Origin of the sequence: Rhodanobacter sp. OR92 (assembly GCF_000427545.1) — a bacterium.
Taxonomy (GTDB): domain Bacteria; phylum Pseudomonadota; class Gammaproteobacteria; order Xanthomonadales; family Rhodanobacteraceae; genus Rhodanobacter; species Rhodanobacter denitrificans.
Genome location: NZ_KE386556.1, coordinates 151891 through 163455 on the forward strand (window position 1 = coordinate 151891; position 11565 = coordinate 163455).

Consider the following 11565-nt stretch of genomic DNA (forward strand, 5'->3'; position numbering starts at 1 on the left):
CGCTGAAGCATGCGCGCCTGAAACGAAACGGGGCGTCGCGAGGCGCCCCGTTTCGTTGATGCGGGCCACCTGCGGCTCAGGATCGGCCTGCCACAATGGCGACTGTCGAAGAGGAGTCGTCCGGCATGCGTTCGCTGCATCTTGTTTTCGTGCTCGCCCTGGCAGGGTTGTCGCCTGCCTTCGCACAGTCGGCGGCCACCTCGGTTGCGCCGGCTGCCGCGTCGACCGCCGCCGTCGCCGATCTTCCGGTCGTGGTGGTTACTGGCGTGCAGCCGGGGCCTGGCCTGTGGAAGGTATCGAAGGGCGACCACGTGCTGTGGGTGCTCGGCACGCTGTCGCCGCTGCCGCGCGCGATGCAGTGGCAGTCGCGCGAGGTGGACGAGGTGATCGCCGCCTCGCAGCAGGTGCTGCTGGAACCGTCGGTGCAGCTGAAGGCCGACGTCGGCTTCCTCGGCAAGCTGTTGCTGCTGCCGGCGGCCTATGGCGCACGCAAGAACGACCATGGCGCCACCTTGCAGCAGGTGCTGCCGCCGCCGGTGTATGCGCGCTGGCAGGTGCTGAAGCAGAAGTACCTCGGCGACGATCGCGGCGTCGAGCGCTGGCGCCCGCTGTTCGCGTCGCAGGAGCTGTACAGGAAGGCGCTGAAAGCGAACGGGCTGAGCCGCTCCGGCGGAATCCGGGCGAATATTGACGCGCTGGCCAAGCGCCACGGCGTGCCGGAGCTGGCGACCGACTACCACGTGCTGATCGAGCATCCGCGCGCGGCGATCAAGGCGTTCAAGCAGGCCGCGCCGCGCGACGTCACCTGCTTCATCCGCACCCTGGACAGCGTCGAGCACGACCTGCCGGCGATGACCGCGCGCGCCAACGCCTGGGCTACCGGCGACCTGCAGGCGCTGCGCGAACTGCCCGACAGCGACCGCCGCGACGCCTGCGTGGCGGCCGTCGCCGGTGCCGGCTTTGCGCAGGCGCTGGGCCTCGGCGACGTGCCGGCGCAGCAGCGCGCCACCTGGCTGGCCGCTGCGCGCAAGGCGTTGCATGACAACGCGCAGACCTTCGCCCTGCTGCCGATGGACGAACTGCTGAAGCCGGGCGGCTACCTCGCCACTCTGCAGGCCGAGGGCTATCAGGTCGACGTGCCGCAGTGAGGCCGTGCAGGAGCGCACCTTGTGCGCGATGTTTTCCGTCGCATGACGAAACAGCCATCGCATACAGGGTGCGTTCCCACACGAACGATCAGGCGCTGGCCAGATCCACTTGTGCGATCTCGTCGTCGCTCAGCTGCAAGGAGGTGGCGCCGAGCAGCTCGTGCAACTGCTCCACGCGGGTGGCGCTGACGATCGGCGCGGTCAGGCCGGGGCGGGCAATCAGCCAGGCCAGCGCGGCCTGTGCCGGGGTGGCGCCGTGCGCGGCCGCCACCGCGTCGAGCGCGGCGAGCACCTGCAGGCCACGCGGGTTGAGGTATTTCTTCACCGCGCCGCCGCGCGCGCTGCTCTTGGCCAGGTCGGCCGCGCTGCGGTACTTGCCGCTCAAGAAGCCGCTGGCCAGCGCGTAGTAGCTGATCACGCCGATGTTCTCGCGGCGGATCAGCGGCTCCAGCTCCTGCTCGTAGCCGGCGCGGCGGACCAGGTTGTATTCCGGCTGCAGGCTCTCGTAGCGCGGCAGACCGTGCCGCTTCGACACGGCGAGAGCGTCGGCGAACCGCGCCGCGCCGAAGTTGGAAGCACCGATCGCGCGCACCTTGCCGGCCTCGATCAGCCGGGCGAACGCGCCAAGCGTGTCTTCCATCGGTACGCTGGCGTCGTCCTGGTGCGCCTGGTACAGGTCGATGCAGTCGACCTGCAGGCGCCTGAGCGAGCCATCCACCGCCTGCTGGAGGTTGACCGGCGACAAGCCCGGCTGCTCAGTCCACTTGGCGACCTTGGTCGAGATCACCACTTGTGCGCGCTTGCCGCTCTGCTTCAGCCACTTGCCGAGGATGGTTTCCGACTCGCCGCCGCGGTTGCCCGGCACCCATGCCGAGTAGACGTCGGCGGTGTCGATCAGGTTGCCGCCGGCGTCGACGAAGGCATCGAGCAGTTCGAACGAGCGTTTCGCGTCCACGCTCCAGCCGAACACGTTGCCGCCGAAGGCGAGCGGGGCGATAGAAAGCGGCGAGTGGCCGAGCGGGCGTTTCTGCATGGGATGCCTCCGGAGGCAGCGAGCGGGGAATCGGCGCGCGGGGTGAACGCGCGCGCCCTCATCCAAGTGGCTGCATATCCGCGGCATTCAAGCCCGGGCGGTACTCAACGCGGGCTCATGATCCGTGGCCACACGCTGGCACAGCACGCCAGCGCGTGGCGCGCGGTCTTGGCGGCATGGCCGCTGCCGGTGGCGTCGCTGGCCGGGTCCGGCGCGGGCTCCGGTTCCGGGCGCCAGTCCAGGTCGTCCTTGTGCAGCAGATGACCGTGCAGGAACAGCAGATCTTTCCAGAGCGAGTGCATGGGGAAGCCTCCTGGGGGAGTCTTGGGCTTGGGGAGTGCTCAAGGTACGCGCGCGGCAGGCTGCCAAAAAGCGATATATTCGCAAGCCAGACTTGAGAGAGATTCAAGATGGGAAAGTTGCCGCTGGGCCTGCTGCAGCAGTTCGTGCTGGTCGCCCGGCTGGGCAATCTGTCGCGTGCCGCGGCGCAGGCCAATCTCACCGTCAGCGCGCTCAGCCACCAGATGCGCCAGCTGGAGGAACGCCTGGAACGGCGCCTGTTCGAGCGCGGCCCGCGCGGGGTGAAGCTGACCGCCGAGGGTTGCGTGTTGCTGGAAGCGGTCGGCATGCACTTCGACGGCATCGAGCATGCGTTGGCGGGGTATCGCACGCGCCACCACGACGCGCTCACGCTCAGCGCCAGCCCCGGCATCATGTCGAGCTGGCTGGTGCCGCGGCTGCCGCGGCTGGTGGCCGCGCATCCGGAACTGGAACTCAGCCTGCAATCGGGTTCGACCCTGGTGGATTTCGAGCGCGAGCCGGTGGACGTCGCCCTGCGCTATGGCCGCGGCGAGTGGGCGGGCCTGCACAGCGAGCGGCTGTTCGGCGAGTGGATCGCGCCGGTGGCCGCGCCCGCGCTGATCGCGCGGATGGACGGCGCCGATCCGCGCGAGCTGTCGCGCTGGCCGCTGCTGGGCGAGCCGAATCCGTCCCGGCGCTGGAGCGACTGGTTCGGCCGCAGCGGCGGCACGCCGCCGACACGCTACGTGGCGCAGTTCGACAGCCTCGACGCCTTGCGCCACGCCGCGCTGGAAGGCCTTGGCGTGGCGCTGGGGCGAATGGTGACCTCGAAGTCGCTGATCGATGCCGGCCGGCTGGAAGTGCTGGGCGACAACTACCTGGCGGTGGAGGAGGCCTACTGGCTGGTGTACCCGCCTCGCTCGCTGGAGCACCGCGGCCTGCAGCTGTTCCGCGACTGGCTGCTGGCCGAGGCGGACGACTACCGCCGGCAGATGTCGGCGTTCCGCCCCGACGACAAGCCGGTCGGCTGACGCGGTTCCGCAAAGCGGCCAAACGCGTCATCATCGTGGGTCGTTGTCGAACGTCAGGAGTCGAATCATGAAATCGCGCGCCGCGGTGGCCTGGGCTGCCGGCCAGCCGCTCAGCATCGAGCAGGTCGACGTGGCCGGGCCGAAGGCCGGCGAGGTGCTGGTGCGCATCGTCGCCACCGGCGTGTGCCACACCGACGCGTTCACCCTGTCCGGCGCCGATCCCGAGGGGCAGTTCCCGGTGATCCTGGGCCACGAGGGCGGCGGCATCGTGGAAGAAGTCGGCGCGGGCGTCAGCTCGCTGAAAGTCGGCGACCACGTGATCCCGCTGTACACGCCCGAGTGCGGCGAGTGCAAGTTCTGCCGCTCCGGCAAGACCAACCTGTGCCAGAAGATCCGCGCCACCCAGGGCCAGGGCCTGATGCCGGACGGCACCTCGCGCTTCTCGCTCAACGGCAAGCCGCTGCTGCACTACATGGGCACCAGCACGTTCAGCGAATACACCGTGCTGCCGGAGATCGCGCTGGCGAAGATCAACCCCGCCGCGCCGCTGGACAAGGTCTGCCTGCTCGGCTGCGGCATCACCACCGGTATCGGCGCGGTGCTGAACACGGCCAAGGTGGAGCCCGGCGCCACGGTGGCGGTGTTCGGCCTGGGCGGCATCGGCCTGTCGGTGGTGCAGGGCGCGGTGATGGCGAAGGCCGGGCGCATCATCGCGATCGACCGCCACCCGGAGAAATTCGCGATGGCGAAGGCGCTCGGCGCCACCGACTGCGTCAACGTCAACGATTACCCCGACACGCCGATCCAGCAGGTGATCGTCGAGCTCACCGACGGCGGCGTGGACTATTCGTTCGAGTGCATCGGCAACGTGCAGGTGATGCGCTCGGCGCTGGAGTGCTGCCACAAGGGCTGGGGCGAGTCGATCATCATCGGCGTGGCCGGCGCCGGGCAGGAGATCTGCACGCGGCCGTTCCAGCTGGTCACCGGGCGCGTGTGGCGCGGCTCGGCATTCGGCGGCGTGAAGGGCCGCTCGCAGCTGCCCGGCTACGTCGAGCGCTACCTGGCCGGCGAAATAAAGATCGACGAGATGATCAGCCAGGTGCTGCCGCTGGAGCGCATCAACGAGGCGTTCGAGCTGATGCACGGCGGCCAGGTGATCCGCTCGGTGATCCACTACTGACGTAGAATGCCCGCACCCCGCCGGCGCCATCCTGCCGGCGGCGTGCCTCGTTTTCATGTCCGCACACGCCACGCACAAGGCCGTTCCATGAACCGCACCGCCATCCTCGTCGACGGCGCCTTTTTTCTTGCCCGCTACCGCAAGGTCTACGGCGAGCGCGACGCCGGCGACGCGCGCGCGGTGGCGAAGACCCTGTTCGGCATGGCGCTGGAGCACCTGAAGGCGGTCGACCGCCCGCGCGAGCAGCTCTACCGCATCTACTTCTACGACTGCCCGCCGCTGGAAAAGAGTCTGGTCAAGCCGATCAGCGGCGACAGCGTGGACTTCGGCCGCACCGGCGCCGCCGCGTTCCGCCGCGAGCTGCACGACCAGCTGCGCCGCCAGCGCAAGATGGCGCTGCGGCTGGGCCGGCTGGCCGAGCGCGGCGAGTGGCAGCTCAAGCGCAGCGCCTACCAGCAGCTGCGCGAGGGCAGCCTGCGCTGGGACGACCTGCGCGACGAGCACTTCGAGCCGGACATGCGCCAGACCCAGGTCGACATGAAGATCGGCATTGATATCGCCGCGCTGACCTACAAGAAGCTGGTCGACCAGATCATCCTGGTCGCCGGCGACGCCGATTTCATTCCGGCCGCGAAACTGGCCCGCTACGAAGGCATCGACTTCATCCTCGACCCGATGTGGCAGGGCATCGCGCCGGACCTGCACGAACACATCGACGGCCTGCAGTCGGTGTGCCCGCGGCCGTTCTGAGCCGTTTACCAGGATTGCACATGCTTTTCGCGACATTGCAGCAAATTCGGATGGCCAACGCGCCAAGGAGTCAACGATGAACCGCGCAACACGAGTGGCAAGGACGGGTACGGTGCGACTGGCCGCGGTGGTGCTGCTGGCCGCTGGCCTGGGCCTGCCCGCGCTGGCCGGCGCGCAGGCGGCACGGGTCGCCTCGACCGAAACGGACCAGCCGGCGGACGAACTGGTGCCGCCGACCAGCGCCAGCGACTTCACCGCCTCGCAGTTGGACAGCGTGCTGGCCGGCAGCTGGCGTTCGGCGGCGAACCGCGCCCGCGATGCGTACCGCCACCCCAAGGCCACCTTGCAGTTCTTCGGCGTGCGGCCGGATCGCACGGTGATCGAGATCACCCCCGGCGGCGGCTGGTACGCCGAGATCCTGGCGCCGCTGCTGCACGACAACGGCCACTACGTCGCGGCCGAAAAGGCGCCCGCGGCCGACAGCGAGGCGCGCAGCGACGACAGCGCCCTGCGCCGGAAATTCGCCGCCGACCCGGCGCACTACGGCAACGCCAGCATCGTGACGTTCGATCCGCGCTCGCCGGTGTTCGGCCCGCCGGCCTCGGCCGACCTGGTGCTGACCTTCCGCAACGTGCACAACTGGGTCATGGCCGACACCGCTCCGGCGATGTTCAAGGCGTTCTTCGCCGTGCTCAAACCCGGTGGCGTGCTCGGCGTGGTCGACCACCGCGCCGCCGATGGCGCCTCGCTGGAGGCGGTGAAGTCGAGTGGCTACCTGCCCACCGATTACGTGGTGAAGCTGGCCACCGGGGCGGGCTTCACGCTGGACGAGAGCAGCGAGATCAACGCGAACCCGAAGGACACCAGGGACTACCCGAAGGGCGTGTGGACGCTGCCGCCCACGCTCACGCTGGGCGAAAAGGACAAGGCGAAGTACCAGGCGATCGGCGAGTCCGACCGGATGACCCTACGCTTCGTCAAGCCCGCGGCGCCGACGGCGGCATCGCGCTGAACCGAAGCGCAGCATGCTGCTCGCGCTGAACAAGCCGTACGGCGTGCTGTGCCAGTTCACCGACGAGCGCGGCCGCCCCACGCTGGCCGATTTTGTCACGCAAAAGGACGTCTATGCGGCTGGACGGCTGGACCGCGACAGCGAGGGCCTGCTGTTGCTGACCGACGATGGCCGTCTGGCGCACCGGCTCACCGACCCGCGCCACAAGCAGGCCAAGACCTACCTGGCGCAGGTCGAGGGCGTCATCGACGAAGCCGCGCTGCAGGCCTTGCGCCGCGGCGTGGTGCTCAACGACGGCCCGACCCTGCCGGCCGAAGCCGCGTTCGCCGTCGAACCGGACTGGCTATGGCCGCGCGATCCACCGGTGCGCTTCCGCCAGGCCATTCCCACCAGCTGGCTCAGCCTCACCCTGCGCGAAGGCCGCAACCGCCAGGTGCGCCGGATGACCGCCGCGGTCGGCTTCCCGACCCTGCGGCTGGTCCGCGTGCGCATCGGCGAGCATGCGCTGGATGGGCTGGCGCCGGGCAAAACGCGGGTACTGGCGGGCTAGGAACACCCCCTTTCCAGCCTGCCCATGCAGGTGCATGCATGGGCAGGGCGTACGGCACCTCACGCCAATCCGAAGAACGCTTCCGCCGTCGCCGTGCTGTTCGCCGCCGTGACTTCCGCGCTCTCGCCGCGGTCGCGGGCGATCTCCTCGCAGATGTGCTTCAGGTACATCGGCTCGTTGCGCCGGTGGCTGGGCGGCGGGCGTACCGTGCGCGGCAAGAGGTAGGGCGCGTCGGTCTCGATCATCAGGCGGTTGGCCGGAATCGTGCGCACCAGCTCGCGCAGGTGGATGCCGCGGCGCTCGTCGCAGATCCAGCCGGTGATGCCGATGTGGCAGTCCAGCGCGAGGTAGTCGGCAAGCGCCTCGCCGGTGTCGGTGAAGCAGTGCACCACCGCAGCGGGCACCCGGTCGCGCCAGCGCCGCAGCAGCGCGACGAAATCCGCGTGCGCGTCGCGCTGGTGCAGGAACAGCGGCATCTGCAGCTCGGCCGCGATGCGCAGCTGGCGTTCGAACACCCGCAGCTGCACCTCGCGCGGCGAATAGTTGCGGTTGTAGTCCAGCCCGGTCTCGCCGACCGCGCGTACCTGCGGCTGCAGCGCCAGTTCGCGCAACGCCGCATCGGTGGCGTCGTCGTAGTCGAGCGCGTGGTGCGGATGCACGCCGGCGGTGGCGAACAGCGTGCCTGGGTGCGCCTTCGCCAGCGCCAGCGCGTGTTCGCTGCCCTCGCGCGAGGCGCCGGTGACCACCATCCGCATCACGCCGTGCGCCTGCGCGCGCTGCAGCACGGCGTCGAGGTCGTGGTGGAACGACTCGTGGGTGAGGTTGGCGCCGATATCGAGCAGTGGCATGGCCTGGCCGGTCATCGAAAGCGGCATTGTCCCAGACCCCCGCAGCGGCGCAAATGCGTGACCGGCGGCGGGCGCGTCGCGGGCCGGCGATCCGCATCACGCCGGCGGCGGCACAGGAAATTTTCCTAGGCCGCGGATGTCCCACGCTGTGGGCGCATGCCCCACAATGGACGTTTGTGCCGCCGTGGTGGCCGGCGTGGACGGCATTCACCTGCTGCCAGCCGGATGTGCTAACTATGGTGCGTGCCGTTTCGCCGCAGGGGAGCGTCGACGGCTTTTCGCGGTTATCGAGCGGGGTGGAGGATGTCGGCAGCGATCGAGCCGGCGGTCGGCGGGTCGGGTCAGGTGGCGGATGACCGCGAGACGGAAGTCTGCGCGTGGCTGGTCGCGCGCGGGCGCCTGAAGGACAGCGACCTGGGCCGCGCACGCCGCCTGCACGAGGAATCGGCCGAGGGCACGCTGACCACCTTGATGGCGCGCCTCGGGCTGGTCTCCGAGCGCGACCTGGCCGAGGCCTGGGCCGACCTGCTGCAGGTGCCGCTGCTGGCGGCGCGCGACGCGCCGGAACTGCCGCCGGCCGACCTCGAGGTATCGCTGCGCTTCCTGAAGCAGCAGCACGTGGTGCCGGTGCAGGATGACCAGCACGGACTGGCGTTGATCGTGGCCGATCCGGCCGATCCGTATCCGTTGCAGGCGGTCGAACTGGCGGCGGGCCGGCCGGTGGCGTTGCGGGTCGGCCTGCGCTCGGAAATCGACGGCCTGATCGAACGCTATTACGGCAGCGGCCGTTCGGCGATGGGCACGATCGTGGAGAACCTCGACGGCAGCGCGGCGGAAGAGGACGACGTCGAGCACCTGCGCGACCTGGCCTCCGAGGCGCCGGTGATCCGCCTGGTGAATCTCATTCTGCAGCGCGCGGTCGAGCAGCGCGCGTCCGACGTGCACATCGAGCCGTTCGAGAACCGGCTGAAGGTGCGCTACCGCATCGATGGCGTATTGCATGAAGTGGAAGCGCCGCCGTCGTCGTCCACCGCCGCGGTGATCTCGCGGGTGAAGATCATGGCGCGTTTGAATATTGCCGAGCGCCGCTTGCCGCAGGACGGCCGCATCCAGCTGCGCGTGCAGGGCAAGGAGCTCGACTTGCGCGTGTCGACCGTGCCGACCAGTTTCGGCGAATCGGTGGTGATGCGCATCCTCGACCGCGAATCGGTGGTGTTCGACTTCGCCTCGCTCGGCTTCACCGACAGCTTCCAGCAGCGCTTCGTCGACGTGCTGGAAAAGCCGCACGGCATCCTGCTGGTGACCGGCCCCACCGGTTCGGGCAAGACCACCACGCTGTACACCGCGCTGTCGCGGATCAACACCAACGACGTGAAGATCATCACCGTCGAGGACCCGGTCGAATACCAGCTCGAAGGCATCAACCAGATCCAGGTGAAGCCGCAGATCGGGCTGGACTTCTCCGGCGCGCTGCGCTCGATCATGCGCCAGGACCCGGACGTGATCATGATCGGCGAGATGCGCGACCTGGAAACCTGCCGCATCGCGATCCAGTCCGCGCTCACCGGCCACCTGGTGCTGTCCACGCTGCACACCAACAGCGCCGCCGGCGGCATCACGCGCCTGCTCGACATGGGCGTGGAGGACTACCTGCTCGGCTCCACCATCAACGGCATCCTGGCGCAGCGGCTGGTGCGCAGGCTCGATCCGGAAACGGCGATTCCGTACGAAGCGCTGCCCGAAGTGATCGAGCAGTTCGAACTGCACAAGTATACCGACGAGCGCCCGATCCGCCTGTGGAGGCCGGGCAGCAGCGCGGCCAATCCCAGCGGCTACCGTGGCCGCCGCGCCATCATGGAGTTCCTCACCATGAGCGATCCGCTGCGCCGGCTGGTGATGCAGCGCGCCAACGAGGGCGACATCGAGAAGCAGGCGCGCGCCGAAGGCATGCGCACGATGTACGAGGACGGCATCGCCAAGGCCGTGGCCGGCATCACCACGCTGGAAGAGGTCCTGCGCGTGACGCAGGAAGGCTGAAGTGGCGCAGTTCCGTTACAAGGCGGTCAACGATGCCGGCGAGACGCTGCAGGGCCAGATGGAGGCGGCCAGCGTCGAGGAAGTGATCGGCCGCCTGCAGGACCAGGGCCATACGCCGCTGGAAGCGCTGCCGGCCGACGGTGCTGGCGGTGGCAGCGGCTTCGCCGCGCTGTTCAAGCGCGGTCCGTTCAGCGGCGACCAGCTGGCCCAGTTCACCCACCAGCTGGCAACCCTGCTCGGCGCCGGCCAGCCGCTGGACCGCGCGCTCGGCATCCTGCTCGAACTGCCCGAGGGCGAGCACGCGAAGAAGCTGGTCGAGCGCGTGCGCGATCGCGTGCGCGGCGGCAACAGCCTGTCGTCGGCGCTGGACGAGGAACATGGCGTGTTCCCCAAGCTGTACGTCAGCCTGGTGCGCGCCGGCGAGGCGGGCGGTTCGCTGGAAGAAACGCTGCGCCGGCTGGCCGATTACCTGGAACGCGCGCAGCAGCTGCGCGGCAGCATCGTGAACGCGCTGATCTACCCGGCCTTCCTGCTGGTCGGCGTGCTCGGCTCGCTGGTGCTGCTGTTGGCCTACGTGGTGCCGCAGTTCGTGCCGATCTTCGAGGACATGCAGGTGCCGATCCCGTGGATCACCGCCGCGGTGCTGGCACTCGGCAACGCGCTGCAGTCCTGGTGGTGGCTGATCCTGCTGCTGTTCGGCGGCGGCGCGTTCGCCTGGCGCGCGCGGCTGCGCGATCCGGTGGCGCGGCTGGCCTGGCACGCCCGCCTGTTGCGGCTGCGCCTGGTCGGCCCGCTGCTGCTGAAGGTGGAGACCGCACGCATCGCGCGCACGCTGGGCACCCTGCTGAAGAACGGCGTACCGTTGCTCAGCGCGTTGACCATCGCCCGCCAGGTCACCGGCAACCGCGCGCTGGACGCGGCGCTGGAGGCGGCGCACGAACAGGTCAAGGGCGGTGCGGGCCTGAGCCTGGCGCTGGGCCAGTCGAAACTGTTCCCCCGGCTGGCGATGCAGATGGTGCAGGTCGGCGAGGAAGCGGGCCAGCTCGACACCATGCTGCTGAAAGTCGCCGACACGTTCGAGCTCGAGTCCAAACGCGCGATCGACCGCCTGCTGGCGGCGCTGGTGCCGGCGCTGACCATCGTGATGACCGTGCTGGTGGCGATCATCATGGCCGCGATCCTGCTGCCGCTGCTCAGCCTGACCAGCAATATCCAATAGAAACTCCATTCGCACATTCGAGGTGATCCCCATGCAGCACAGGCAACCACGACGCCCCGGTTCGAGCGCCGGCTTCACTCTGCTGGAGATGCTCGCGGTGATCGTGCTGATCGGCATCATCGGCGCGGTGGTGGTGACCCAGGTCGGCAAGAACGTCGACAAGGGCAAGTACGGCGCCGGCAAGGCGCAGCTGATGACCCTGAGCCAGAAGATCGAGAACTACGCGCTGGACAACGGCGCGCCGCCGCAGCAACTGGAAGGGCTGGCGGTGAGGCCGGCGAACGCGCCGAACTGGCAGGGCCCGTACGCGAAGGCCTCCGACCTGAAGGACCCGTGGGGCCACCCGTTCGGCTACCAGTATCCGGGCCAGCACGGCAGCTTCGACCTGATCTTCTACGGCCAGGACGGCAAGCCGGGCGGCGACGGCTACAGCAAGGACGTGGGTAACTGGCAGTAA

The 11565-nt window shown here is 69.1% G+C and carries 12 protein-coding genes; 9 read left to right on the plus strand and 3 right to left on the minus strand.

Features of this window, described 5'->3' with window-relative positions:
* Positions 1–125: 125 nt before the first annotated feature.
* Positions 126–1148 carry a TraB/GumN family protein gene (locus RHOOR92_RS0112440; RefSeq protein WP_027490368.1) on the plus strand — a complete coding sequence of 341 codons (1023 nt, stop codon included), beginning with the start codon at positions 126–128 and terminating at the stop codon, positions 1146–1148.
* A gap of 88 nt (positions 1149–1236) precedes the next feature.
* Here the strand turns inward: RHOOR92_RS0112440 and RHOOR92_RS0112445 are convergent, their stop codons facing one another.
* Together RHOOR92_RS0112445 and RHOOR92_RS0112450 are read right to left on the minus strand one after the other, a co-directional pair.
* The gene (locus RHOOR92_RS0112445; RefSeq protein WP_027490369.1) at positions 1237–2181 is read right to left on the minus strand and encodes an aldo/keto reductase; all 945 of its coding nucleotides are present in this window, start codon (positions 2179–2181) and stop codon (positions 1237–1239) included.
* A gap of 104 nt (positions 2182–2285) precedes the next feature.
* Positions 2286–2483, minus strand: a complete 198-nt coding sequence (locus tag RHOOR92_RS0112450; protein ID WP_015449049.1) for a hypothetical protein — start codon at positions 2481–2483, stop codon at positions 2286–2288.
* Positions 2484–2591: 108 nt separating this feature from the next.
* On the opposite strand from RHOOR92_RS0112450, the gene RHOOR92_RS0112455 reads away from it, so the two are divergent.
* The 5 genes from RHOOR92_RS0112455 (at position 2592) to RHOOR92_RS0112475 (ending at position 7004) form a co-directional block, all read left to right on the plus strand.
* Positions 2592–3512, plus strand: coding sequence for a LysR substrate-binding domain-containing protein (locus RHOOR92_RS0112455; RefSeq protein ID WP_015449048.1), 921 nt, complete (start codon positions 2592–2594; stop codon positions 3510–3512).
* Positions 3513–3579: 67 nt separating this feature from the next.
* Positions 3580–4692 (plus strand): S-(hydroxymethyl)glutathione dehydrogenase/class III alcohol dehydrogenase, encoded by a 1113-nt coding sequence (locus tag RHOOR92_RS0112460; RefSeq protein ID WP_027490370.1) that lies wholly within the window; start codon positions 3580–3582, stop codon positions 4690–4692.
* Between the two features lie 87 nt (positions 4693–4779).
* Complete coding sequence (locus RHOOR92_RS0112465; RefSeq protein ID WP_007512282.1) at positions 4780–5442, plus strand: NYN domain-containing protein; 663 nt, start codon at positions 4780–4782, stop codon at positions 5440–5442.
* 76 nt (positions 5443–5518) lie between these two features.
* Positions 5519–6454, plus strand: coding sequence for a class I SAM-dependent methyltransferase (locus RHOOR92_RS0112470; protein ID WP_027490371.1), 936 nt, complete (start codon positions 5519–5521; stop codon positions 6452–6454).
* A 13-nt stretch (positions 6455–6467) separates the two neighbouring features.
* Positions 6468–7004 carry a pseudouridine synthase gene (locus RHOOR92_RS0112475; protein ID WP_027490372.1) on the plus strand — a complete coding sequence of 179 codons (537 nt, stop codon included), beginning with the start codon at positions 6468–6470 and terminating at the stop codon, positions 7002–7004.
* Between the two features lie 59 nt (positions 7005–7063).
* Here RHOOR92_RS0112475 and RHOOR92_RS0112480 read toward each other — a convergent pair whose 3' ends face one another.
* Positions 7064–7852: a TatD family hydrolase gene (locus RHOOR92_RS0112480; RefSeq protein ID WP_027490373.1), complete on the minus strand. Its 789-nt coding sequence runs from the start codon at positions 7850–7852 to the stop codon at positions 7064–7066.
* 303 nt (positions 7853–8155) lie between these two features.
* Between RHOOR92_RS0112480 and gspE the strand changes: the two genes are divergently transcribed.
* From gspE to gspG, 3 genes are read left to right on the plus strand one after another with little or no spacing between them, the layout of a single operon-like run.
* Positions 8156–9889: a type II secretion system ATPase GspE gene (gene gspE / locus RHOOR92_RS0112485; RefSeq protein ID WP_037115418.1), complete on the plus strand. Its 1734-nt coding sequence runs from the start codon at positions 8156–8158 to the stop codon at positions 9887–9889.
* A 1-nt stretch (position 9890) separates the two neighbouring features.
* Positions 9891–11108 carry a type II secretion system inner membrane protein GspF gene (gspF, locus tag RHOOR92_RS0112490; RefSeq protein WP_027490375.1) on the plus strand — a complete coding sequence of 406 codons (1218 nt, stop codon included), beginning with the start codon at positions 9891–9893 and terminating at the stop codon, positions 11106–11108.
* Positions 11109–11139: 31 nt separating this feature from the next.
* Positions 11140–11565, plus strand: coding sequence for a type II secretion system major pseudopilin GspG (gene gspG / locus RHOOR92_RS0112495; protein ID WP_027490376.1), 426 nt, complete (start codon positions 11140–11142; stop codon positions 11563–11565).